Origin of the sequence: Amycolatopsis alkalitolerans (assembly GCF_006152065.1) — a bacterium.
Lineage (GTDB): Bacteria > Actinomycetota > Actinomycetes > Mycobacteriales > Pseudonocardiaceae > Amycolatopsis_E > Amycolatopsis_E alkalitolerans.
In genome coordinates this window covers 25,827-49,060 of record NZ_VDFW01000002.1, presented here as the reverse complement: position 1 = coordinate 49,060, position 23,234 = coordinate 25,827, and the positions used below count along the sequence as shown (strand labels likewise).

The 23,234-nt window shown below is 70.3% G+C and carries 20 protein-coding genes; 11 read left to right on the top strand and 9 right to left on the bottom strand.

From position 1 onward, the window contains the following. Window positions 1–115 precede the first annotated feature (115 nt). Genes FG385_RS02230 through FG385_RS02215 form a run of 4 tightly spaced genes read right to left on the bottom strand, consistent with a single transcriptional unit; the run spans window position 116 to window position 3,442 of the window. The gene (locus FG385_RS02230) at window positions 116–871 is read right to left on the bottom strand and encodes a glucose 1-dehydrogenase (RefSeq protein WP_139094900.1); all 756 of its coding nucleotides are present in this window, start codon (window positions 869–871) and stop codon (window positions 116–118) included. Next, on the bottom strand, window positions 872–2,383 hold the full coding sequence (locus tag FG385_RS02225) for an aldehyde dehydrogenase family protein (protein WP_139094899.1): 1,512 nt from the start codon (window positions 2,381–2,383) through the stop codon (window positions 872–874). Beyond that, entirely contained in the window at window positions 2,380–3,216 is an 837-nt protein-coding gene (locus FG385_RS02220; RefSeq protein ID WP_200834285.1) for an SDR family NAD(P)-dependent oxidoreductase, read from the bottom strand. The genes FG385_RS02225 and FG385_RS02220 overlap by 4 nt, the downstream gene beginning before the upstream one ends. Window positions 3,217–3,250: 34 nt before the next feature. Beyond that, on the bottom strand, window positions 3,251–3,442 hold the full coding sequence (locus FG385_RS02215; protein WP_139094897.1) for a ferredoxin: 192 nt from the start codon (window positions 3,440–3,442) through the stop codon (window positions 3,251–3,253). A 103-nt stretch (window positions 3,443–3,545) separates the two neighbouring features. On the opposite strand from FG385_RS02215, the gene FG385_RS02210 reads away from it, so the two are divergent. From FG385_RS02210 to FG385_RS02200, 3 genes are read left to right on the top strand one after another with little or no spacing between them, the layout of a single operon-like run. Further along, the gene (locus FG385_RS02210; RefSeq protein ID WP_139094896.1) at window positions 3,546–4,718 is read left to right on the top strand and encodes an acyl-CoA dehydrogenase family protein; all 1,173 of its coding nucleotides are present in this window, start codon (window positions 3,546–3,548) and stop codon (window positions 4,716–4,718) included. Between the two features lie 9 nt (window positions 4,719–4,727). Then, window positions 4,728–5,735, top strand: coding sequence for an acyl-CoA dehydrogenase family protein (locus tag FG385_RS02205; protein ID WP_139094895.1), 1,008 nt, complete (start codon window positions 4,728–4,730; stop codon window positions 5,733–5,735). Next, on the top strand, window positions 5,732–7,222 hold the full coding sequence (locus tag FG385_RS02200; RefSeq protein ID WP_139094894.1) for a long-chain-fatty-acid--CoA ligase: 1,491 nt from the start codon (window positions 5,732–5,734) through the stop codon (window positions 7,220–7,222). Before FG385_RS02205 ends, FG385_RS02200 begins: the two co-directional genes overlap by 4 nt. Before the next feature lie 64 nt (window positions 7,223–7,286). On the opposite strand, the gene FG385_RS02195 is transcribed toward FG385_RS02200, so the two are convergent. Then, window positions 7,287–10,085 carry a bifunctional acetate--CoA ligase family protein/GNAT family N-acetyltransferase gene (locus tag FG385_RS02195; protein WP_139094893.1) on the bottom strand — a complete coding sequence of 933 codons (2,799 nt, stop codon included), beginning with the start codon at window positions 10,083–10,085 and terminating at the stop codon, window positions 7,287–7,289. A 31-nt stretch (window positions 10,086–10,116) separates the two neighbouring features. After that, window positions 10,117–11,289: an acetoin utilization protein AcuC gene (locus FG385_RS02190; protein WP_139094892.1), complete on the bottom strand. Its 1,173-nt coding sequence runs from the start codon at window positions 11,287–11,289 to the stop codon at window positions 10,117–10,119. 106 nt (window positions 11,290–11,395) lie between these two features. On the opposite strand from FG385_RS02190, the gene FG385_RS02185 reads away from it, so the two are divergent. The 3 genes from FG385_RS02185 (at window position 11,396) to galE (ending at window position 14,468) form a co-directional block, all read left to right on the top strand. Then, window positions 11,396–12,091 carry a metal-dependent transcriptional regulator gene (locus FG385_RS02185; protein WP_200834264.1) on the top strand — a complete coding sequence of 232 codons (696 nt, stop codon included), beginning with the start codon at window positions 11,396–11,398 and terminating at the stop codon, window positions 12,089–12,091. Between the two features lie 99 nt (window positions 12,092–12,190). After that, a complete protein-coding gene (galK, locus tag FG385_RS02180) occupies window positions 12,191–13,411 on the top strand; it encodes a galactokinase (protein ID WP_139094890.1) in 1,221 nt (406 codons plus the stop codon). Between the two features lie 88 nt (window positions 13,412–13,499). Continuing rightward, entirely contained in the window at window positions 13,500–14,468 is a 969-nt protein-coding gene (gene galE / locus FG385_RS02175; protein ID WP_139094889.1) for a UDP-glucose 4-epimerase GalE, read from the top strand. Window positions 14,469–15,226: 758 nt separating this feature from the next. Here galE and FG385_RS02170 read toward each other — a convergent pair. Next, entirely contained in the window at window positions 15,227–16,288 is a 1,062-nt protein-coding gene (locus tag FG385_RS02170; RefSeq protein WP_160148705.1) for a DUF4192 domain-containing protein, read from the bottom strand. A 172-nt stretch (window positions 16,289–16,460) separates the two neighbouring features. Here FG385_RS02170 and FG385_RS02165 point away from each other — a divergent pair, with 172 nt between their 5' ends. The 4 genes from FG385_RS02165 to FG385_RS02150 are packed head-to-tail and all read left to right on the top strand — an operon-like array spanning window position 16,461 to window position 19,827. Beyond that, window positions 16,461–16,958 carry a hypothetical protein gene (locus FG385_RS02165; RefSeq protein ID WP_139094887.1) on the top strand — a complete coding sequence of 166 codons (498 nt, stop codon included), beginning with the start codon at window positions 16,461–16,463 and terminating at the stop codon, window positions 16,956–16,958. Between the two features lie 15 nt (window positions 16,959–16,973). Continuing rightward, window positions 16,974–18,092: a histidine kinase gene (locus tag FG385_RS02160; protein ID WP_139094886.1), complete on the top strand. Its 1,119-nt coding sequence runs from the start codon at window positions 16,974–16,976 to the stop codon at window positions 18,090–18,092. Beyond that, complete coding sequence (locus FG385_RS02155) at window positions 18,062–18,736, top strand: response regulator (protein ID WP_139094885.1); 675 nt, start codon at window positions 18,062–18,064, stop codon at window positions 18,734–18,736. Before FG385_RS02160 ends, FG385_RS02155 begins: the two co-directional genes overlap by 31 nt. 20 nt (window positions 18,737–18,756) lie before the next feature. Then, window positions 18,757–19,827, top strand: coding sequence for a DUF2293 domain-containing protein (locus FG385_RS02150; protein ID WP_139094884.1), 1,071 nt, complete (start codon window positions 18,757–18,759; stop codon window positions 19,825–19,827). Here FG385_RS02150 and FG385_RS02145 read toward each other — a convergent pair. Continuing rightward, a complete protein-coding gene (locus tag FG385_RS02145) occupies window positions 19,809–20,237 on the bottom strand; it encodes a CBS domain-containing protein (protein WP_139094883.1) in 429 nt (142 codons plus the stop codon). The two genes, FG385_RS02150 and FG385_RS02145, sit on opposite strands and share 19 nt — an antisense overlap. A gap of 224 nt (window positions 20,238–20,461) precedes the next feature. Between FG385_RS02145 and FG385_RS02140 the strand changes: the two genes are divergently transcribed. Then, window positions 20,462–22,492: a prolyl oligopeptidase family serine peptidase gene (locus FG385_RS02140; RefSeq protein WP_139094882.1), complete on the top strand. Its 2,031-nt coding sequence runs from the start codon at window positions 20,462–20,464 to the stop codon at window positions 22,490–22,492. Here FG385_RS02140 and FG385_RS02135 read toward each other — a convergent pair. Further along, window positions 22,458–23,204: an SDR family oxidoreductase gene (locus FG385_RS02135; RefSeq protein ID WP_139094881.1), complete on the bottom strand. Its 747-nt coding sequence runs from the start codon at window positions 23,202–23,204 to the stop codon at window positions 22,458–22,460. The genes FG385_RS02140 and FG385_RS02135 overlap by 35 nt on opposite strands. Between the last annotated feature and the right edge of the window lie 30 nt (window positions 23,205–23,234).

Below are 23,234 nucleotides of genomic sequence, written 5' to 3'. Positions count from 1 at the left end.
ACCTCCGCCGACCCCTCAGCCTCGTCGCCCTGAGTCTTGCCCACCATGTGCAGCCGCTTTCGTTAGCGGTGTTCACATGATCAATGCGACGGCCTCCAGGTGCTCTCGATCACGGTCAGACCTTCAGCGCATGCGTGGCGGTCGCGCCGCCGTCGGCCACGAACTCCGCGCCCGTACTGTACGAGCTCTCGTCACTGGCCAGGAAAACGACCAGGTTCGCGATTTCCGAGGGCTGCCCGGCCCGCCCGAGCGCCACTTTCTTGCGCACCCAGGAAGTGTCGATTTCCGCGCCCCCGGCAGCGTCGGAGATCATCTTCGTGTCGATCATGCCCGGATGCACCGAGTTGACCCGGATCCCCTTCGGACCCAGCTCGAGCGCGGCCACCTTGGTCATCCCGCGAATCGCGAACTTGCTCGCGGTGTAGGCGACCAGGAACGGCATTCCGGCCAATCCCTCCACTGAGGACACGTTGATGATCGAACCGTTTCGCGCATGGGACATGGGTTCAACGACCGAGCGCATGCCGAGAAACGCACCGATCTGGTTCACTTTGATGACGCGCTCGTAGTCGGCCAGCGTGGTCTGGCCCAGTTCGGAGAAATGCAGGATGCCGGCGTTGTTGACCAGCACCGTCAGCCCGCCGAACTCCGTCACCGCGCGGTCCACCGCCGCGGCCCAGTCGTCTTCGGAAGACACGTCGAGATGCTGGTAGAGCGCGCCGAGTTCGTCGGCCAGCGCCTTGCCTTCCTCGTCGAGGATGTCCGCGATGAGGACCTTCGCGCCCTCCTCGACGAACCGCCGCGCGGCCGCGGCGCCCTGCCCGCGCGCCGCGCCGGTGATCAGCGCGGCCTTCCCATCCAGCCTGCCCATCTACATCATCTCTTCGGTCAGCGGCAGGTACACGGACTTGAGCTCGGTGAAGGCCTCGATCGAGGACAGCCCACCCTCGCGCCCGAGCCCGGACTGCTTGAACCCGCCGAACGGCAGATGCGGCTCGATCTGGAACCCGTTCACGCCGATCGTCCCGGCGCGCAGTTTCCGCGAGACGCGGAACGCGCGCTGGGCGTCGGCGCTGAACACGCTCGCGCCCAGGCCGTACTCGGTGTCGTTGGCCAGCCGGATCGCTTCTTCCTCGTCCGAGAACGGCACGACGGCGAGCACCGGGCCGAAGATCTCCTCCTGCGCGACGGTCGCGTCGTTGGCGACGTCGGCGAAGATCGTGGGCGCGACGAAGTTCCCGGCCGCGAGGTCACCACCGAGCCGTTCCCCGCCGGTGACCAGTCGACCCTGCTGTTTACCCTGCTCGATGTAGCCGAGCACGCGGTCGAGCTGGCGCTCGTTGATGAGCGGGCACGCCAGCACGCCGGGGTCGAACGGGTCGCCGTAGGTGATCGCGGCGGCCATCCCCTGTGCCGCGGCGATGAACTCGTCGTACACGTCGCGGTGCACGAGTGCCCGCGTGTTGGCGACGCAGGCCTGGCCGGACAGCCCCATCGTGACCGCGCCGATCGTCGTCGCGGCGGCGAGACCGACGTTGGGTGCGTCGGCGAAGACGAGCGCCGGGCTCTTGCCGCCCAGTTCGAGCGAGACCCGTTTGAGCGTCCCGGCCGAGGCCTCGACGATGCGCTTGCCGACCGCGCGACTGCCGGTGAAGCTGATCTTGTCGATGTCCTTGTGCGTGATCAGCGCCTCGCCGACGGGATCGCCCGGCCCGGTCACGACGTTGAGCGTGCCCGGTGGCAGCCCGGCCTCGGCGAGCAGTTCCACCATGCGCAGCACCGTGAACGTGCAGTACTCGGACGGTTTGAGCACCACCGTGCAGCCCGCGGCGAGCGCCGGCGCCACCTTCTGCGCGAACAGCAGGAACGGCGCGTTCCACGGCAGGATCGCCGCGACGACGCCGATCGGCTCGCGGAAGGTCATCGCGAGGTGGTCGCCGCCCTGATACGGCGGCAGCGTCTGGCCGCCGAGCTTGTCCACCCACCCGGCGTGATGGTCGAACACGTCGGCCGCGGCCTCGACCGAGGTCGCGTAGATGGAACCGCTGAACGAGATCGGCACCGAGTTGTCCAGCGCCTGCAACGCGCGCAGCTGTCCGGCGTGCTCGCGCAGGAGGTCGCCGTAGCGGTGCAGGACCTTGATCCGCGTGCCGGCGCGCGCGTTCGACCAGGTCCCCGAGTCGAAGGCGCGGCGCGCGGCCCCGATCGCCGCGTCCACGTCTCCCGCGGTGGCGACCGCGAACTCGCCGATCGCCTCGCCCGTCGCCGGGTGGCGATGGGTCCACGTGTCCCCGCCCGTCCCCGGTCCCCACTGCCCGTCGACGAGCAGCTGACCGGCCTTGAGGCCGACGGACTCGCGGTGCGGTTGCACGGTAAGCGTCATAGCAACTCCTGACTGGCGAACATCTGGTCGCGGCCGCTGAAGTAACCGGGCATCCCGGAAAGCTCGGCGAGATCCCAGGTCCGTTCGAGCGCGGGCGGGCGCACAAGCCCGACCTTCCCGCCGTGCACGACGAAGACCTGGCCGTTGATCTGGTCCGCTTCGGGCGAGGCGAGGAAGGCGGCGAACGGCGCCACGTGCCCGACCGACAGCGGATCAGGCCCCTCCGGTGCGTCCCCGAAGGTGCCTTGGGTCATCGCGGTCCGCGCGCGGGGGCAGATCGCGTTGGCCCGCACGCCGTAGCGGGCGCAGCCGCGAGCGGTCGCGACGGTGAGCGCGGCGATCCCGGCCTTCGCGGCGGCGTAGTTGGGCTGACCGGCCGAGCCGAACAGGAAGGCCTCGGAAGCCGTGTTCACGATCCGCGCGTACACCGGCTTACCGTCCGCTTTGGACTGCCGGCGCCAGTGCGCGGTCGCGTTGCGGGACAGCAGGAAATGCCCCCGCAGGTGCACGCGGATGACGGTGTCCCACTCCTCGTCGGACATCGAGAACAGCATCCGGTCCCGCAGCACGCCGGCGTTGTTGACCAGCACGTGCAGCCCGCCGAAATGCTCCAGCGCCGCCGCCACCAGCGCGTCGGCCGTCTTCCGCTCCCCGACGTCGCCCTTGATCAGGAGCGCCTTCCCGCCCGCGGCCTCGATCTCGTCGACCACATCCGTGCCGGCGACGTCGTTGGCCACGATCGAGGCACCACTCGCGGCCAGCGCCAGCGCCTCCGCGCGACCGAGTCCCGCACCGGCGCCTGTGACGATCGCAACTCTGCTCACGCAGCACAGACTAGAATCTGTTCTCGCTTAGAGCAAGCGTCATTCAATCCCGGATGAACAGGGCATTCCTCGGGCAAGCCGCGACAGCTTGAGTAACACGTTCTACTTCATCCTCGGGAACCTCGGGGTACTTGACGACCAGTTCATCCTCGTCGTCCAGTTCGAAGACCTCCGGCGCGAACCCGGTACACACCCCGTTCGCCTCGCACAGGTCGCGGTCGACGTCGACGCGCATGACTTCCTCCAGTCCGGCACAGCTGGTAGAACTAGAACCTGTTCTAGACTAGCGTCGCGCCCGGCTCGCTACCAGAACGAGTGGGACGCGGTGGAGGTGACGCATGCGGATCGACTACACCGCCGAGCAGCGGGAACTGCGCGACGAGCTGCGCCAGTACTTCGCCGGCCTGATGACGCCGGAGCGGCGCGAGTCGCTCGCGGGCGAGGGCGGAGAGTACGGGGACGGCTTGGCGTACAAGGAGATCGTGCGTGAACTGGGCCGTGACGGCTGGCTCGCGCTCGGCTGGCCCGCCGAGTACGGCGGCCAGGACAGGCCGATGATCGACCAGCTCATCTTCACCGACGAGGCGGCCGTCGCCGGGGTGCCGGTGCCGTTCCTGACGGTCAACACGATCGGACCGACGATCATGCGGTTCGGCACCGAAGAGCAGAAGGCGTTCTACCTGCCTCGCATAGCCGCCGGCGAGCTGCACTTCTCCATCGGGTACTCCGAGCCGGGGGCCGGTACCGACCTCGCCTCGCTGCGCACCCGGGCGGTCCGCGACGGCGACGACTACGTGGTCAACGGCCAGAAGATGTGGACGAGCCTGATCGAGTACGCCGACTACGTGTGGCTCGCCGTGCGCACCGACCCCGAAGCCCGCAAGCACAAGGGCCTGAGCATCGTGATCGTGCCGACCGGCGCGCCCGGCTTCTCGTGGACGAAGGTCCGCACCGTGGCCGGTCCGGGTACGAGCGCGACCTACTACGACGACGTGCGGGTGCCCGTCGCCGCGCGGGTCGCCGGGGAGAACGCGGGCTGGCCGCTGATCACCAACCAGCTCAACCACGAACGCGTCGCGCTCACCTCGGCCGCGCCCGTGCAGTCGGCGCTGCGCGAGGTCCGGCTGTGGGCGCAGGAGACCAAGCAACCCGATGGCAGCCGCGTGATCGACGCCGAGTGGGTCCGGCTGCATCTGGCCCGCGTGCACGCCCACGCCGAGTACCTCAAGCTGCGGAACTGGCGCATCGCCACGACCTCCGGCCTGAGCCCGGCCGAGGCTTCGGCGACGAAGGTGTTCGGCACGGAACTGGCGATCGAGGCCTACCGCCTGCTGATGGAGATCCTCGGCGCGGGCGCCGTCGTGCGTGCGGGCTCGCCCGGGGCCGTGCTGCGCGGGCGGATCGAGCGTGCGCACCGGTCCGCGCTGATCCTGACCTTCGGCGGCGGCACGAACGAGATCCAGCGCGATCTCATCGCCGCGACCGCGCTCGGCCTGCCCGTCACCCGTTAGGAGCCTGCCATGGATTTCGCGTTGAGCGAGGCACAGGAAGAACTGGCCGGGCTGACCCGCCGGATACTGGCCGACCAGGTTCAGCCCGGTCAGCACGGTTCCGGTGGGTTCGATCCCGCGCTGTGGCGGGATCTGGTCAAGGCGGGCGTGGTGGACGTCGATTTCGGCCTGCTCGAACAGTGCACCGTGCTGACCGAGATCGGGCGGGCCGTCGCCCCGGTGCCGTATCTGGCGACGCGGACGATGGCCGCCGGCGCGATCTTGAAGTTCGGCACGCCGGAGCAGATCGAGCGCTGGGCGATGCCCGCGGTGCGCGGTGCGCGAGTGCTCGCGGTCGCCCTCCCCGACCCGGGCGCACCGTGCGGGTTCACGGCGGAGAACGGGCGGGTTTCGGGTGCCCAGAGCGCCGTGCCGTTCGGCGCGTTCGCGGACGCGTTCCTGATCGCCTGCGACGACGGCGTGTACCTCGTCGAGAAGGCGGAAGTGCGGCCGCAGAGCGTGATCGATACCGCCGACGCCGCGCTGGTGGAGCTGAACGATGCCCCCGGCGAGCCGCTGGGCACGGGCGCCGGGGAATGGCTGCGGCTGCACGGGACGGTCGGGCTGTGCGCCCTCCAGCTCGGGGTGCTGGAGAGCGCGTTGCACCGGACCGCCGAGTACACCAAGGAACGCAAACAGTTCGACCACGCACTGGCCGGGTTCCAGGCGGTGCGCCAACGGCTCGCGGACGCCTACATCGACGTCGAGGCCGTACGCCTGTCGATGTGGCAGGCGGCGTGGCGGCTGGCCGAGGGGCGGCCCGCGGCGGAGGAGGTCGCGACGGCGAAGTACTGGGCCGCCGAGGCCGGGCATCGCGTCGCGCACACCGTGGTCCACCTGCACGGCGGGGTCGGGATCGACATCGAGCATCCGGTGCACCGGTACTTCGCCGCGGCCAAGCGGCACGAGTTCACCTTCGGCGGCGCGACCGCGCACCTGCGGGCGCTGGGCGAGCTACTGGCCGCCGAGCCGGCATGACCGTCACCGACCTCCTGCTCGCCCGCGCCGACGACCGGCGCCCGGGTCTGCTGTTCGAGGACGAGCGCCACACGTGGGCCGAGTGCGTCCGGGCGTCCGCGGGTTATGCGGCCTTGCTGCGGCGGATGCTGCGGCCGGAGGCGCCGCCGCATGTCGGGATCCTCGCGGACAACGTGCCCGCGTTCTCGTTCCTGCTCGGCGGGTGCGCGCTGTCCGGTTCGGTGCTGGTCGGGCTGAACCCGACGCGCTGCGGTGAAGCGCTGGCGCGGGACGTGCGGCTGGCGGACTGCCAGTTCGTGTTCGCCGAACCGCGGTACCTCCCGTTGCTCGACGGGCTGCCGGTGCACGAGCTGCGGCCGGCCGAACCCACCGAGCCGGAACCGGTTCCCGCGGCGCCCGACGATCTGCTGATGCTGATCTTCACTTCGGGCACGAGCGGGGAGCCGAAGGCGGTGCGGTGCACGCACGAGAAGATCGCGTTCCCCGGCTCGATGCTCGCCTCCCGGTTCGGACTGTCCCCTTCGGACACCGTGTACGTGTCGATGCCGATGTTCCACTCCAACGCGATCATGGCTGGCTGGGCGGTCGGGCTCGCGGCCGGTGCGACCGTCGCGTTGCGGCGCAAGTTCTCCGCATCCGGGTTCCTCCCCGATGTCCGCAAGTTCGGTGCCACGTACGCGAACTACGTCGGCAAACCACTGTCCTATGTGGTCAAGACACCGGAAGGCCCGGACGACGCGGACAATCCGCTCCGGCTCGTGTACGGCAACGAAGGCGCCGAGGCGGATCTGGCGGAGTTCGGTCGCCGGTTCGGCTGCCAGGTCGTGGACGCGTTCGGCTCGACGGAAGGCGGGATCGGGTTCTCGCGCACGCCCGGCTCGCCGCGCGGTTCCCTCGGCCGCCCGGCCGAGGGCGTCCTGATCGTCGACCCGGAGACCGGGAAACCCTGCCCGCCGCACACCATCGGTGAGCTGGTGAACACGGCTGGTCCGGGCGCGTTCGCGGGCTACTACCGCAACCCGGAAGCCGACGCCGAACGGCTGCGCGGCGGCTGGTACCACACCGGCGATCTCGCCTATGCCGACGAGGACGGCTTCTGCTACTTCGCCGGCCGGCTGGGCGACTGGCTCCGCGTCGACGGGGAGAACCTGGGTACCGCACCGATCGAACGCATCCTGCTGCGGCATCCGAGCGTCGCCGAGGCCGCCGTGTACGCGGTGCCGGACCCGGTCACCGGGGATCAGGTGATGGCCGCGCTCGTGCTCTCGGGCCCGCTCGACCCCTCGTCGCTCGGGTCGTTCCTTTCCGCGCAGTCCGATCTCGGCCCGAAGCAGGTGCCACGGTATGTGCGAATCGTCAACGAACTACCGCGCACTTCCACGTACAAAGTGATCAAACGGCAGTTGGCGGGCGAAGGTTCACACTGCGCCGATCCGGTATGGTTCCGGCAAAACGCGAAAACTTCCTACGAGGTACTTCTAACCTGACCGGCTGACGCCTACGGGAGCAGCCGGTACGACGGCCGGACGACGGTGTTCGACGTTCCGCCGGCTAATCCACCGCCGTGATGGGCCGAAGCCGCCGCGGGCCGGTGTCCGGGCGGGCCGGTGGTGGGCCGAGCACGATCCGCGCGTTGGCGACGAACGCGCCTTCGGGCGAAGCCATCACCGGATCCAGACTCAGCGCGCGCACCTCCGGGTTGTCCTCGGCGAGCGCCGCCACCCGCAGCACCATGTCCTGCAACGCGGCCAGATCCGCGGGCTCGTCGCCCCGGTACCCGGTGAGCAGCGGCGCGCTCTTCGGCTCGCGGACCAGCGTCGCAGCGTCGACGTCGGTCAGCGGCACCGCGCGGTACGCCCTGTCCCCCAGCAACGTGCTGACCAGGCCGGACAACCCGAACGACACGAGCGTGCCGAACGACGGGTCGTCCTGCAGGCCGATGAAGCAGGAGATCCCTTTGGGCGCCATCTTCTGCACGTACACTTCGTCCTCATTGGACACCTGGCGCAGATCGTCGTACCCGCGGCGGACGGCCTCGGACGATCCGAGATCCAACCGCACCCCGGCGAGGTCCGGGCGGCCGCGCAGCCGCTCGTCGACCGCTTTGACGACGACCGGGTAGCCGATCTCCTCGGCTGCGGCGACCGCGGCACCGGCGCTCGCCGCGACCCGGTACCGCACGACGTCGATGCCGTAACAACCCAGCAGCCGCACGACGTCGGAGTCGGTGAGCACGATGTTCTTCTCACCGTCGGCGAGCAACTCGCGCACGATCTGCTGCGCCGCCTCGGCGTGCACCCCGGACGGCCGGACGAGATTCCCTTGCGGACGCTGCCGCCACGCCGCGTAGCGGATGACCTTGGCCAGCGCGTTCACCGCGCGCTCCGGACTGGAGAACGACGGGATCGAACCGGGGCCGGGAGCACCGCCTTCACCGCCGACCGCGAGTTCCGCGGGCACGCCCTCGGCCGCGAGGAACGTTGACACGATCGGCTTTCGCTGGTCCAGACCTCGCACGATCTCGCGCAGCGCACGGGCGTAGGCGGTCCCGGGGGTGGCGACCGGCGGCACGAACACCACGACGAGCGCATCGGTGTCGGGTGAGGTCAGCGCCTCGCGCACGGCGGCGGCGAACTCGTCCGGACCCGCCTGCGGCCCGACGTCCACCGGCTCGAACGCCAGCCGCAGGCCCTGCGCCCGCGCGGTGTCGGCGGCCAGCAGCCCGATGGCGCTGGAATTGCCGACGATCCCCACCCGGGAGCCGGCGGGCAGCGGCTGGTGCGCGAAGACGAGCGCGGTGTCGAACAGCTGCGCCAGCGTCTCCACCCGCACCACGCCGGCCTGCTCGAACAGCGCCTGCACGCTCGCCTCGTCGACCTCGGCGGAGGTCGCGGCCAGTTGCGGGCGCACGGCGTGCCGGCCGGATTTCACCGCGACGATCGGCTTGCTGCGGCCCAGCCGCCGGGCCAGGCGGGCGAATTTGCGCGGGTTGCCGAAGGATTCGAGATACAGCAGCACGAGATCGGTGGCCGGGTCGGTCTCCCAGTACTGCAGCAGATCGTTGCCGGAGACATCGGCGCGGTTACCCGCGGAGACGAACGTCGAGAGGCCCAGCCCGCGCGCCTCGGCGTCGGCGAGGATCGCGGTGCCCAGCGCGCCGGACTGGCAGAAGAACCCGGCGCGGCCGCGGGCGGGCAGCCGCGGCGCGAGGGTCGCGTTGAGGCGGACGGCGGGATCCGTGTTGAGCACGCCGAGCGCGTTCGGCCCGACCACCCGCATCCCGTGCGCCCGCGCCTCCCCGACGAGCCGCAACTCGGCGTGCAGGCCGTGCGGCCCGGCCTCGGCGAACCCGGCGGTGACGATGAGCAGGGTCTTCACGCCCTTGGCCAGCGCCCCGTCCAGTACGGACTCGACCTGGTCGGCGGGCACGGCGACCACGGCGAGGTCGACCGGGTCGGGGATCTCGAGCACGGATTTGTAGGCGCGCACGCCACGGACCGAGCGATGTTCGGGGTTGACCGGGTAGACGGTGCCCGCGAAGTCGGCGGCGAGAAGGTTGGACAGCACGGCGTAGCCGACCTTCGTGGGGTCCGTGCTGGCGCCGATCACCGCGACCGAATGCGGATGCAGCAGGTTGTGCACGCTGCGTGCCTCGGCGGCCTGTTCACGGGCGCGCGCGACCGCGAGTGACTCTTCGGTCGACTCGATGTCGAACTCGAGATGCAGGACGCCTTCCTCGATCGCGCGGCTCACCTGGTAACCGGCGTCGCGGAAAACCCGCACCATGGCGGAGTTCTCGGCCAGGACCTCGGCAACGAAGCGGCGCAAGCCGGATTCGGACGCGGCGGCGGCCAGGTGTTCCAGCAGGATCGAGCCCAGCCCGCGCCCCTGATGCGCGTCGTCGACGACGAAGGCGACTTCGGCGGACGGCCCGTCGCCCAGCCGCTCATACCGCCCGACGGCGACGATGTCGTCGCCCAGCAGCGCGATGAACGCCACGCGGTCGTGGTGATCGACGACCGTGAAACGTTCGAGGTCGCGTGGAGGGATCCGCGGGTACGCACCGAAGTAGCGCAGATACCGCGTGCGTTCGGAGAGTTTGCCGTGGAAGGTGACGAGCCGGTCGGCGTCGCTCGGCACGATCGGTCGCAGGTGGACGACACCGCCGTCGGAGAGCACGACGTCGGCCTCCCACTTGCGCGGGTAGTCGTAGGGATCGCGGGGCCCGTGCGTCGCCGGCTCGCGGCGGGCCTGGCCGTCGTGTCCGGCGGCACCGTTCCACGAGCTACGCCCGTTTGGCGGCCCGCCTGCCGTGCGGCCCCGGAGGCCACCCTCGTCGCCCGTACTCATCGCCTTCTGCCGCCTGATTCGCCCATTTCGCTCAGTCCCTCGGATCGTCCGGATCCAGGCCGTGCAGCGGGAAGACCGCCCGCCGCGTGTCGCGGATCGCGATGTCCACCGGATCGTCGTCGCCGTCGCTCCACGGCCGGTGGCCGGTGTCCGCGCCGTCGGACATCGTCACCGGCAGTTCGGCCTGCGGCGCCGCCGCGCGCACCATGTCCATCCAGCCCGGCGGGATCGGGGTGGACGGCTCGACGTCGCGGCCGAGCACGGTCGCCAGCAGGTGCGTCCACGACCTCGGCACCACGCGGATCAGCTGGTACCCGCCGCCGCCGATCGCCAGCCACTTCCCGCCCGCATAGCGCTCGGCGAGCTCGCGCAGGGTCGTGTAGATCGTGCGATGCCCGTCGACCGAAAGAGAAAGGTCCGCGAGCGGATCCTCCTCGTGCGAGTCGACCCCGCACTGCGTCACCAGCAGCTGCGGCTGGAACTGCGCCAACAGGGAGGGCACCACCGCGTGGAAGGCCCGCAACCAGCCCTGATCGTGCGTGCGGGGCGGCAGCGGGATGTTCACCGCCATGCCATCACCGGCCCCCCGGCCTGTCTCGGCGGAGTAGCCCGTGCCGGGCCAGAGCGTGAACGGGTGCTGGTGCAGCGAGATCGTGAGGACCCGGGGGTCCTCGTAGAACGCGGCCTGCACGCCGTCGCCGTGATGGACATCCGTATCGACGTACGCGATCCGCTCGAACCCGTGGTCCAGCAGCCACGAGATGGCGATCGCGCAGTCGTTGTACACGCAGAAGCCCGCGGCGTGATCGCGCATCGCATGGTGCAGGCCCCCGGCGATGTTCACCGCCCGGCGCGCCTCCCCCTCGGCGATCTTGCGGGCGGCGAGCAGCGTCGAGCCGACGACCAGGGCCGAGGCCTCGTGCATGTCGCTGAACACCGGGTTGTCGGCGGTGCCGAGGCCGTGCCCGACATCCCAGCCGGCCATCGGCGCCTGCTTGACGGCTTCGAGGTACTCGTTCGCGTGAATGCGCAGCAGTTCGGCATCGCCCGCCGCTTCGGGAACCAGGAGCGGAACGCCGTCGAGCACCCCCAGTTCGGCGGCGAGCCGGATGGTCAGCTGCAGCCGGACGGGGTTGAACGGATGCTCGCCGCCGAGGTCGTAGCCGAGCAACGCGGGATCCCAGACGACGGCGGGCGGCTCCATGCAGCCCGATGGTAGCCGGGGTCAGCGCGGTTTTCGCGGCCCGATCACCCGGGCTGAACGTCGGTGCCAGCGACTACCATGGATCCCTGCGGACGAAGGGGACATCGTGAACGATCTCATCGACACCACAGAGATGTACTTGAAAACCATCTTCGAGCTTGAAGAAGAGGGTGTCGTACCGCTCCGCGCCCGCATCGCCGAGCGTTTGGAGCAGAGCGGGCCGACGGTGAGCCAGACCGTGGCCCGGATGGAACGTGACGGCCTGGTGCGGGTCGCCGACGACCGGCATCTGCAGCTGACCGATCACGGGCGGGAGCTGGCGACGGCGGTGATGCGCAAGCACCGGCTGGCCGAGCGGTTGCTGCTGGACGTCATCGGGCTCGAGTGGGAGCAGGTCCACGCCGAGGCCTGCCACTGGGAGCACGTGATGAGCGAGGCCGTCGAGCGCAAGCTGATCAAGCTGCTCGACCACCCGACCACATCGCCGTACGGGAACCCGATCCCGGGCCTGGACAAGCTGGACAAGGCCGCCTTGCCGGCCCCGCCCGCGGAGGCCGACCTGATCCGGCTGGACGAGTTCGCGCGTGCCGGTGGCGGGGCGGCGCGGATCCGGCGGATCGCAGAGCACGTGCAGCTGGACGAGAAGCTGATGGTGGACCTCAAGCAGGTCGGCGTCGTGCCGGGCGCGACGGTGAAGGTCGGCCGCGCCGCCGGCGGCGGAACGGTCGAGGTCACCGGCGAGACGTCGTCGGTACAGGTGCCGATGGCGGTCCTGCACGCGGTGCTGGCGCAGGCCCGCTGACGGCCCTCCGCCGGCCGGGGACGTTCCGGCACACTGGACGGCGGGAACCTCGGGGTTCCGGGCGATGGTGGGCAGGTCTCCGGTAGAAGCGGGTGAGGGTTGAACGAAAGGCAGAGCCAGGCAGGCGCGGACCGTTCCGCGCGGTTCCAGGCGCACGAAGCGGCCGCCCGGGCGTTCCGTTCGGTGCACGGCAGGCACCCCGAGGGCGTGTGGTCCGCGCCCGGGCGGGTCAACCTGATTGGTGAGCACACCGACTACAACGACGGCTTCGTCCTGCCCTTCGCCCTGCCGCACCGGATTGCCGCGGCGGCGTCACCGCGCGAAGACCAGGTGCTGACGGTCGCCACGCTCGGTTCCGACGGGCGGATCCAGCAGGCCGATCCCGTCGAGATCCCGCCGCTGGAGCCTGGCGCCGTCCATGGATGGGCCGCCTACCCTGCCGGCGTGGCGTGGGTGCTGCGCGACCACGGCGCCGACCGTGGCGCCGACATCGTGCTGGCCGGTGACGTGCCGACCGGCGCGGGCCTGTCCTCGTCGCACGCGCTCGAGTGCGCGGTGTCGCTCGCTCTGCTCGGGCTGCACGGCCAGGAGCTCGACCGGCCCGGCACGCCGGACCGGATGCAGATCGCCCGCTGGGTGCAGCGCGCGGAGAACGACTTCGTCGGCGCGCCGACGGGGCTGCTCGACCAGACGGCGTCCCTGTGCTGCACCGAATCCCACGTGCTGTTCCTCGACGTGCGCTCGGGTGAGACCGAGCAGGTGCCGTTCGACACCGCGGCCGTCGGGCTGCGGATCGTCGTGATCGACACGCGCACGAAGCACTCCCACAGCGAGTCCGGCTACGGCGACCGTCGCCGCGGCACCGAGCGGGCCGCCGATCTGCTCGGCGTGAAGGCGCTGCGCGACGTCCCGCTGACCGGCCTCGACGCCGCGCTCGGCCGGTTGCCCTCCGATCTGGCGCCGCTGGTGCGGCATGTCGTGACCGAGAACCAGCGCGTGCTCGACGTGGTGGACCTGCTCCACGCCGGGCGGATCGAGGACATCGGCCCGTTCCTGGACGCCTCCCATTCGAGCATGCGCGACGATTACCGGATCTCGACCGTCGAGCTGGACACGGCCGTCGAGGCGGCCAGGGCCGCAGGCGCCCTCGGCGCGCGCATGACCGGAGGCGGTTTCGGCGGCTCAGCGATCGCACTCGTGCCCGAGTCGAAGGTCGGCGCCGTCGAGGCCGGCGTCACGGCGGCGTACGAGCGCGAAGGCTGGCGTTCACCGCGCACGTTCGTCGCGGTGCCCTCCGCCGGGGCGGGGCGCGACCGCTGAAGAGCCTGTGCTGGGCTCACAGCGTGATGGTCCACACTGGGCGCTGTCACCTCCTTCGCCAGTCTCCGAGAAAGGCTCCCGACAACTCATGGCCCTCAAACTGATCGTCACCGGCGGCGCCGGCTACGTCGGCAGCGTCTGCACGGCCAAGCTCCTCAAGGCCGGGCACGAGGTCGTGGTGGTGGACGACCTGTCGACCGGGCACGCCGACGCCGTGCCCGAGGGCGCCCGTTTCGTCGAGGGCGACGCGGCGGACGCGACCGCTTCGCTCCTCGCCGAAGGCTTCGACGGCGTGCTGCACTTCGCGGCCAAGTCGCTGGTCGGCGAGTCGATGAGCGACCCCGGGAAGTACTGGCGCGGCAACGTGTTCACCGCGATCCGGCTGCTGGATGCGATGCGCGAGCACGGCACTGCCCGGCTGGTGTTCTCCTCGACCGCGGCGACCTACGGCGAACCGGAGGTGTCCCCGATCCCCGAGACCGCGCCGACCCAGCCCACCAACACCTACGGCGCGTCGAAGCTGGCGATCGATCACGCCATCACCAGCTACGCCCGGGCTCATGGCCTGGCGGCCGTGAGCCTGCGGTACTTCAACGTCGCGGGCGCGTACGGCCGCTACGGCGAGCGGCACACGACCGAGACCCACCTGATCCCGCTCGTGCTGCAGGTCGCCACCGGGGACCGCGACCAGATCCAGATCTTCGGCGAGGACTATCCGACCAGCGACGGCACCGCGGTCCGCGACTACATCCACGTCGCCGACCTCGCCGACGCGCATCTGCTCGCGGTGCAGCACGCCACCGCCGGCGAGCACCGGATCTACAACCTCGGGAACGGCACCGGGTTCTCGGTGCGGCAGGTGATCGAGACCTGCCGCGACGTCACCGGGCACGAGATCCCGGCCGTGGCCGCGCCGCGCCGCGCGGGCGACCCGGCCGTTCTGGTCGCCGCGAGCGATCGGGCACGCGAGGAGCTCGGGTGGAAACCCGAGCACGCCGACCTCCACGACATCGTCAGCGACGCCTGGCACTTCACCGAGAAGCGACGCCGGGCCTGACCAGATCCGACGGCCAAAGCTCCGTCGCGCGCAGGCCTGTAACCCGGACAGGGCCGAGTGGCAACGGGTCGGGGCTGGGTGCCTACGAGGACAGCCGAGGGGCAACGGATCGCAGCCGGGTGGCCACGAGGACAGCCGGGTGGCAACGGGTCGCGGCCGGGTGCCCACGGATCGCAGCCGAGTAGCAACGGGTCGGCGCTGGATGCCCACTAGTGTCGTGTGATCCTGTCCGGTTTACGTTGCCGTGTTTGCCCGTTGGGTCGTTGGGTTTGTCCGCTGCGGTGTCGAGTTGGCCGGTCCGGTCGCTGACTTTGCCCCCGGCGACAGCGGCCGGCCAACTCGATAACGCCCCGAGCCAACTCAGCGACGCCAAGAGCCAACTCAGCACCCTGGCAAACAAACACACCCGCGCGCAAAAACAACAAGATCACGAAACACTAGAACCCGCAGCCGAGTCGCCATGACGACACAGCCGGGTCCCACGAGATCGCGGCCAGGTGCCCCGCGAGGACGCGGCAGGATCGCCAAGGGATCGCGGCGGGGTCGCCACCAAGACGCGCCAGCGCCGCCACCCCATCGCAGCCGGGCCGCGGCAGGATCGTAGCCAGGCCGCCACAGGGTCGCAGCCGGGTCGCGGGCGCGGTCTCTACGAGGTCGAGGCCCGGGCGCCAAGGGTTCCCACGAGGTCGCGGGTCCCCACGAGGTCGCGGCGGGGCGGGGCACGGTCCCGCCGTATACCCCGCTGCCGGGAGGAGCCGTCACTTCTCGCTCCCGGCGGATTCCGGGCACAGGAGGTCGGGATCCTCCGTGCAGGCGAGGCCGTGGAGCCGCTCCGGTGGGAGACCGGTGACGAGGCAGCACGAAAGCAGATCGGCGAGTACGTTGCGCGGGTTGGCGTCCAGTGCGTTGTCCGCGGCGATTCCGGCCAGCGCGCCTTCGCCGCGAAGGTACGCGAAGTAGCTCAACAGGACCGCCGCCTCGCTGCGTTCCGGCGCCGGCATGCGGCGGACCAGCTCCAGCCAAAGCCGCTCCGCATCACTGCTGACGTGCGGGACCCGGGCCAGCGCCAGGCAAGCGTCGCGGACGCCAGTATTGGACAGCGCCAGTGCCAGCCCGACGATCTCGCCGTCCGAAAAGGACAGATGGCCACGCCGTACGCGCTCCAGCGCGGAACGGACGAGCGCCAGCTGTGCCGACAGCAGACGTTCCGGGCTCACCGAAGGGTCGAGCGCGTTCACCGCCGCTGTCACCAGTTTCGCGCGCCTGGCCACGGCTTCGACGTCATCCGGCGCCAGCTGGGCCGCCAGCTCCTCCCGGCTCTCGAACGTCACTTTGCCACCCGCTGTGAAGACTGCCGCGGTCACCGTGCTGGTGTCGTCCGGGAGCACGCCGCTTTCCTCGCTGTGGTACGCGCACCAGCGCGCTCCCTCACGGATCTCCGCCGCCCACACGGCATACGGCACGCGCGGACCGAGCTTCGCGCACAGCGACTCGACGAACCGCCGGTGCGGCGGCCCTTCGGACGGCGGCGATTGCCCGGGACGGTGTCCGATGAGGACGATCAGGGCTGCTTTCACCGGATTCTCGTCGAATACCTGCTGTAACGCCCGCACGGCGTCCGGCTCGTGCATCGCGGCCGGTATGTCGAGACGGACGACCGGCCGCACTCGCGTGCCGTCGGCACCGCCGAGCCCGAGCACGACGACGGAGTTCTCGGGGCGGAACCCGAGCAGCGGCGGCACGGACGCGATGATCTGTGCCGGGTCGCGGAGGCTGATGCAGGGGGTGCCGTCAGGAAGGATCTGCGTGGTGGTGGTCACCACTCCACAATGGCGGATGACGGGCCGTGGCGGGAAAGAAAATGGACAGCCTGTGGATAACCGGGGTGTTGTGGACAAACCGGGTACTCCACCCTGGGGTTGAGCCGCGATCAACCCGGAAGCCACCCGGAAGCCGACGCGCACCGGGCGAGCGCGGTCGAGGCTGGAACGCATGGAGATCGTGCTGTATATCGTGATCGCCGCGTTCGTGGTGTGGCGCGTGGTGTACCGGCAACAGCGGGGCAGCACCATCACCGTGCGCGGTCTGGTCCTGTTCCCGGGCATCCTGCTGGTCCTCGGCGTGCTGAACTCCGCCCGCGCCCTGCCCACCGCGTCCGGGGGCGAGATCGGCCTGTTCGCGGCCGACCTGCTGGTGCTGCTGGCGCTCGGCATCGCGCGCGGCGCGAGCACGCATCTGGACACCCGCGACGGCTACGCCTTCCAGAAGGGCACGGCGGTGACCCTCGCGTTGTGGCTCGTGACGATCGCGATCCGGATCGGGTTCGCCCTCGCCGGGGTGAAGATGGGACTCACGGGCCCGCTGACCTCGTCGTCCACTCTCCTCTCGCTCGGTGTGAGCATCGGCGTCCAGAACGCGCTCATCTACCACCGGGCACGCCGCCGCGACCTCCCGATCGCCGCCAGCAGGTCCGAGACCGCCCCAAGCTGAGGCATGCTGAACGGCATGACGCCCGGCATCAGGCGGGAGCGGTACTCCCTCGCGCTGGACTCGCTGCGCTGGCTGCTCGTGCTCATCCCGCTGATCAGCACGGCCCCGCGGTACACGCCGCTGACCTGGCCGCTGGCGGCGGTCGCGCTCGTCGCCTCGCTGCCGATGCTGTGGCTGCCGTCCAAGCCCGCCTGGCTCCTGCCCGCCGGGCTGATCGTCCTCGCCGCCGCGAGCGGGACGCTGTGGGTGCTGCATCCCGCTTCGCTCGTCTCGGTCGTCGTGTTCACCACGATCTTCTACGCGTCACGGTTCGTGTCGCTCTGGACGGCGCTCGCGATCGGGCTGGTCATGGCGGGCACGACGACCGCCCTGTTCCTGCGCTACGACGTGACCCTGCGGAACGCGCTGCTCGACATCTCGCTGATCGCGGTCGTGATCCTGCTGGGGCTCAACCGCCGCGACCGGGTAGCCCGCCTCGAGCAGACCGAGCTCGCGCTGGCCCGTGCCCGCACCGCCGCCGAGGAGCACGCGCTCGCCGCCGCGCTCGCCGAGCGCGCCAGGATCGCCCGCGAACTGCACGACGTCCTCGCCCACTCACTGTCCGGGCTCGCCCTCAACCTGCAGGGCGCGCGCCTGATGCTGATCCGGGACGGGGCGAGCGCCGAGGCGCTCGCGCAGATCGAACGCGCACAGCAACTCGCCGCCGACGGCCTGGGCGAAGCACGGCAGGCCGTCGCCGCCCTGCGCGACGATCCGGTGCCGCTGGAGCGCGCGATCGAGGACCTGCTCGCGGGCTACCGGCTCGACACGAGCGCGCCCGCGGCGCTGACCGTGCGCGGTGAGCCTCGCGCAATAGACGCGGCCACCAGTACCACGCTGCTGCGGGCCGTGCAGGAGGCGCTGTCCAACACCCGTAAGCACGCGCCGGGCGCCCGTGTGCGGGTCGAACTGGCCTACTCGGCCGGCGAAGTCGAGGTGACCGTCCTCGACCAGCAGGGCAAGCGGCCCGCGCCGGGCACGTCGCCGGGTTACGGTCTACGGGGGATGCGCGAGCGGGCCGAGCAGCTCGGCGGGCGGCTCGCCACGGGACCGGGGGAGGATGGATGGCGGGTACAGCTGACGGTACCGGCGTGAAACCGCTGCGTGTGGTCTTGGCCGACGACCAGGCCGTGGTCCGCGAGGGCCTGATGACGTTGCTCGGGTTGCTGCCCGAAATCGATGTCGTGGGCGCCGCGGCCGACGGGATCGAGGCGGTGCGGCTCGTGGCCGAGCACGAACCCGACGTGCTGCTCGTGGACCTGCGGATGCCGCGCTGCGACGGGGTGGCCGCGACGGCTCGCGTCCGCGCCGAACATCCCGATACCGAAGTGGTGGTCCTGACCACCTACGCCGACGACGACTCCCTACTGTCCGCGCTGCGCGCCGGCGCGCGGGGTTACCTCACCAAGGACGCCGACGCGGAGTCGATCGCGCGGGCGCTGCGCTCAGCCGCCAGCGGGGTGTCCACAGTGGATTCGGAGTTGCAGCGGCGGCTCGTCGAGGCAGCGAGTCGGGCACAGGCGCCGCGCACACCGGAGGTCGGCGGGCTCACCGCACGCGAGGTCGAGGTACTCCGGCTGATCGCGGGCGGCCTGTCCAATACGGAGATCGCGCGAACGCTCTTCATCAGCGAGGCGACGGTCAAGACGCATGTGAACCACCTGTTCGCGAAGGCAGGTCTGCGTGACCGGGCCCAGGCCGTGGCGTTCGCCTACCGGACCGGTCTCGCGCAGCACTGACCCCGGTAAACTGCCCGGCCATGGCCGATCAGCCGAAACTCCAGCGCCGGGTCGTGGACGTCGCGGAGTCGTTGCTGCGCAACACCAAGTACGTGGCGCCGGTCGAGGTGCTGACGGGTTTGCGGTGGCTGTCCCCAATCGCCGTGCGGGAGTGGCGAGGCGGGCGCCCGGGCGCCTTGGCCGGCGTGCTCCCGGTGGACGAAACGAAGGTGCTGACGGCATTCGAGTACCTGCGCGACTGGGCCCGCGAGCGGGGACTGCAGCCGGGCGAAGCCGGATACCTGGCCGGAACGAGAGACCGGCGCCCCCTCGTCTTCTCCGAAAACGAGGCGCTGCAACGGATCTTCCGCACGCATTGGATGTCGCCGGAGCTGTCGGGCAAGCAGCGCGAGCGCCTCGAAACCCGGCAGAACCAGGCGCCGGACCTCGTCGCCGTCTCACCCCTGAACGACTGGACGTGCGCCGGTTGCGGGACCGAGGGCGCGGCGGGCGAATGGATGCACCTCGACGGCGACCAGCCGCTGTGCCTGCCGTGCGCGGACTTCGGCCATCTGGTGTTCCTGCCCTCGGGCAACGCGGCGCTGTCCCGGCGCGCGAAGAAGGAAAGCACTCTCGCCGTACTCGTGATGCGGTTCAACAAGCGCCGTAAACGCTATGAGCGGCAAGGGCTCCTGGTCGAGCGCGCGGCGCTCGAACGGGCCGAGAGCCAGTGCCTCGCCGACGAGGAGGTCCGCGCCCGCCGCCGCGAACGAGATGCCGTCCGCCGCGCCGAGCAGGACGTGGAGTTCCAGGCCGCGATGGCCGCGGAGATCCGCCGGCTGTTCCCTGGGTGCGCAACCGGCCGCGCACACGCGATCGCGGAGCATGCGGGCGCCCGGGGCAGCGGGCGGGTGGGCAGGTCCGCGGCCGGCCGCGCGCTGGACGAGGAGGCCGTCCGGCTCGCCGTGGTCGCGTCGATCCGCCACGAGGACACCGGATACGACGCGATGCTCATGGCCGGGATGCCCCGCGACGAGGCGCGGGAAGCCATCCGGGCCGATATCGATCGTGTGCTGGCGCTGTGGGAGCGCGGTCAACCGTGCGCGATGTAGGCCTGGAGCTGCTCGTGAGTGGCTTCGAGTTCCTCCATGCGGGTCTTCACGACGTCACCGATACTCACGATGCCGGCGAGTTGCCCCTCGTCGAGCACGGGAACGTGCCGGACCCGGCGCTGGGTCATCAGCACGCTCAGGTCGTCCACCGAGTCCCGTGGCGTGCAGGTGGCGACGACGGTGGTCATGATCTCCGAGACGGGCCGCGAGAGCAGGCCTTCACCGCGTTCGTGCAGCTTGCGCACGACGTCCCGTTCCGAGACGATGCCCACGACCCCGTCCGGGCCGAGCACCGGCATGGCGCCGATGTTGTGTTCGGCCAGCCCAGCCAGCAGCTGCGCGACGGTCGCCTGTGGCGAGACCGTGGCGACCGCCGTGCCCTTGTTGCGCAGGACGTCCGCGATCCTCATCCAGCACCTCCCGGGTAGTGATCTGGTTCACATCAGGTTAGGGCCCGGCACTCGAAGACGAAAGCCACGATCCGGGCGAACCGCCGGTTGGACCGACCGGGTGACGCGTTGCGAAGAACCGGAAACCCCCGTCGAACCGGGTGCCCCAGGGCGCGATTCTTCCATCCGGGCGATGGTCGGCGAACCTGTCCTGAAAATCGTCTTCAGCTGGCACACTGTCCCGCATGGCTGACGATGACTCGTTTCTGTGGCTCGAGGACGTGACCGGCGATGCGGCATTGGATTGGGTGCGCGCCCGCAACGCCGAGACGCTCGAGGAGATGACCGGAAGCGAACGGTTCGAGCGACTGCGCACGGAAATCCGCGAGGTGCTCGACGCCGATGATCGGATTCCCTACATCCGCAGGCGCGGCGAATACTTCTACAACTTCTGGCAGGACGCCGGCAATCCGCGCGGGTTGTGGCGGCGCACAACTCTGGATGAATACCGCAAGGACCGTCCGAACTGGGAGGTGCTGCTCGACATCGACGCGCTTGCCCAGCGGGAGCGCGAAAACTGGGTCTGGCAGAGCGCGAGCGTGCTGCGGCCCGGCTACCGGCTCGGGCTGATCGAACTTTCGCGCGGCGGCGCCGACGCGACCGTGGTCCGCGAGTTCGATCTCGATCGCCGCGAGTTCGTCGAGGACGGATTCCAGTTGCCCGAAGCCAAGAGCCGCGTCGGCTGGATCGACGAGAACCTGATCTATGTCGGCACCGATTTCGGCGAAGGTTCACTGACCACCTCCGGCTATCCGCGAGTGATCAAGGAATGGCAGCGCGGCACCCCGCTGGAAAAGGCGGTGACCGTCTACGAAGGAAAGCCGGAGGACGTTTCGGCGTTCGGCTACCACGATTCCACGCCGGGCTTCGAACGCGATTTCGTGGGCAGCTCGCCGGACTTCTACCGGGTCGAGAAGTTCTTGCGCACCCCCGACGGCCTCGTGCGCATCGATGTGCCCGAGGACGCGCAGACGACGGTGCATCGCGAATGGCTGCTCATCCGGACACGTTCACCGTGGACGGTCAACGAGCGGGAGTACGAAGCGGGCACCCTGCTCGCCGCCCCGTTCGACGGCTACCTCGCGGGTTGGCGCGAGCTGACCGTGCTGTTCGAGCCGGACGCCCGCACCTCGCTCGAGGACTACGCCTGGACGCGGAACCACCTGCTGCTCACCACACTGTCCGACGTGCGCACCCGGTTGCACGTGCTGACGCCGGGCGAGGGCTGGCGCCGCGAGCCGATGCCCGCGGGGCCCGAACTGGGCGTCGCCGAGATCGTGGACACCGATCCGGCTGAAAGCGACGAATACCTGTTGAGCACCAGTGGTTTCGCCGAGCCACCGACGCTGTCCTACGGGCAGGTCGGCGGGCCGGCCGAGGTCCTGAAGCAGTCACCCACCCGGTTCGACGCCGAGGGGACGACGGTCGGCCAGTACTTCGCCACCTCCCCCGACGGCACCCAGATCCCGTACTTCGTGGTCCGGCCGAAAGCGGCGGGCGGGCCGACGCTGCTGACCGGCTACGGCGGGTTCGAGGTCTCGCGGCTGCCCGACTACAGCGGGGTGCTCGGTCGCGGGTGGATCGCCCGTGGCGGAACGTATGTGCTCGCGAACATCCGCGGTGGCGGCGAATACGGGCCCTCGTGGCATACCCGGGCGATGAAGGAGAACCGGTACCTCGTGTACGAGGATTTCGCCGCGGTGGCGAAGGATCTGATCGATCGCGGGATCACGACGCGGGAGAAGCTCGGCACGCACGGGGGAAGCAACGGCGGCCTGCTGATGGGCGTCATGCTGACGCGGTACCCGGAGCTCTTCGGCGCGATCGTGTGCCAGGTGCCGCTGCTGGACATGCGCCGCTACCACCTGCTGCTCGCGGGCGCGTCGTGGATGGCCGAGTACGGCGACCCGGACGACCCGGCGCAGTGGGAGTACATCAGGAAGTACTCGCCGTACCAGAACGTCCACAGTGGACGTGATTACCCGCCGACGCTGTTCATGACGTCCACTCGCGACGACCGGGTACACCCCGGGCACGCGAGGAAGATGGTCGCGAAGATGCGCGAGCAGGATTACCAGGTGCGCTACCACGAGAACATCGAGGGCGGGCACGGCGCCGCCGCGGACAACGAGCAGCTGGCCCAGAAATGGGCGTTGCTGTTCGAGTTCCTGTGGTCCCAGCTCAGCTATGCTCCGACAGGTACTGCTCGAAGGTGACCTTCCCGTCGGCGTGCGCGGGCGTGAGGTTCGCCCCGGCGCGGAAAGCCCTGGCCGCCTTGCCCGGTAAGGAAAGCGCGACCACCGGCTTGGTCCGCCCGACCGCGGCGAGGCAGGCCCTGGCGAGTTCGCGCGAGTCGCGCACCTCGGGCCCGCCCATGTCCGGCACGCGACCGGCGGGCTGCCCCAGCGCCAACTCGACCAGCCGGTCGGCGACCTCACGGACGTCGACCGGCTGGAAGCGGCCTTTGAGGGTGAAGGTGACGGGCAGGCGGAGCTGGGCCTTGGTGAAGCCGGCGACGAGATCGTGGAACTGGGTGGCACGCAGGATCGTCCACGGCAACCCGGAGTTCTCGATGAGCCGCTCGGTCGCGAGCTTCGCGTTGTAGTACAAGAAGGGGATCTGGCCGATCCCGACGATCGAGATGTACACCAGGTGCGCCCCACGGGTGGCCTCGATCAGGTTCCGCGTGGCCGCGACGTCCCCACCCATCGGGTTCGAGGCGCAGTGCACGATCGTGTCGACGCCTTCGGTCGCCTCGGCGATCCCGGCACCCGTCTTCAGGTCCCCCGTTCGCCACGAGTAGGGCGTGCCCGCGGGCGCGGGCTTGCGGCTGAGCACGCGCACCTCGCGCCCGTCACCCAGCAACCGTTCCGCCACGACGCGGCCGAGGGTGCCGGTACCGCCGGTGACCAGGATCGTCTCGTTCACGGTACCCCCTTGTTCGCCGGTTCCAGGTTC

Bases quoted from the DNA above. Each gene is read 5' to 3' on its own strand.
- FG385_RS02230 (WP_139094900.1), bottom strand. From the start codon at position 871: ATGGGCAGGCTGGATGGGAAGGCCGCGCTGATCACCGGCGCGGCGCGC.
- FG385_RS02225 (WP_139094899.1), bottom strand. From the start codon at position 2,383: ATGACGCTTACCGTGCAACCGCACCGCGAGTCCGTCGGCCTCAAGGCC.
- FG385_RS02215 (WP_139094897.1), bottom strand. From the start codon at position 3,442: ATGCGCGTCGACGTCGACCGCGACCTGTGCGAGGCGAACGGGGTGTGT.
- FG385_RS02210 (WP_139094896.1), top strand. From the start codon at position 3,546: ATGCGGATCGACTACACCGCCGAGCAGCGGGAACTGCGCGACGAGCTG.
- FG385_RS02205 (WP_139094895.1), top strand. From the start codon at position 4,728: ATGGATTTCGCGTTGAGCGAGGCACAGGAAGAACTGGCCGGGCTGACC.
- FG385_RS02200 (WP_139094894.1), top strand. From the start codon at position 5,732: ATGACCGTCACCGACCTCCTGCTCGCCCGCGCCGACGACCGGCGCCCG.
- FG385_RS02195 (WP_139094893.1), bottom strand. From the start codon at position 10,085: ATGAGTACGGGCGACGAGGGTGGCCTCCGGGGCCGCACGGCAGGCGGG.
- FG385_RS02190 (WP_139094892.1), bottom strand. From the start codon at position 11,289: ATGGAGCCGCCCGCCGTCGTCTGGGATCCCGCGTTGCTCGGCTACGAC.
- galE (WP_139094889.1), top strand. From the start codon at position 13,500: ATGGCCCTCAAACTGATCGTCACCGGCGGCGCCGGCTACGTCGGCAGC.
- FG385_RS02165 (WP_139094887.1), top strand. From the start codon at position 16,461: ATGGAGATCGTGCTGTATATCGTGATCGCCGCGTTCGTGGTGTGGCGC.
- FG385_RS02160 (WP_139094886.1), top strand. From the start codon at position 16,974: ATGACGCCCGGCATCAGGCGGGAGCGGTACTCCCTCGCGCTGGACTCG.
- FG385_RS02155 (WP_139094885.1), top strand. From the start codon at position 18,062: ATGGCGGGTACAGCTGACGGTACCGGCGTGAAACCGCTGCGTGTGGTC.
- FG385_RS02150 (WP_139094884.1), top strand. From the start codon at position 18,757: ATGGCCGATCAGCCGAAACTCCAGCGCCGGGTCGTGGACGTCGCGGAG.
- FG385_RS02145 (WP_139094883.1), bottom strand. From the start codon at position 20,237: ATGAGGATCGCGGACGTCCTGCGCAACAAGGGCACGGCGGTCGCCACG.
- FG385_RS02140 (WP_139094882.1), top strand. From the start codon at position 20,462: ATGGCTGACGATGACTCGTTTCTGTGGCTCGAGGACGTGACCGGCGAT.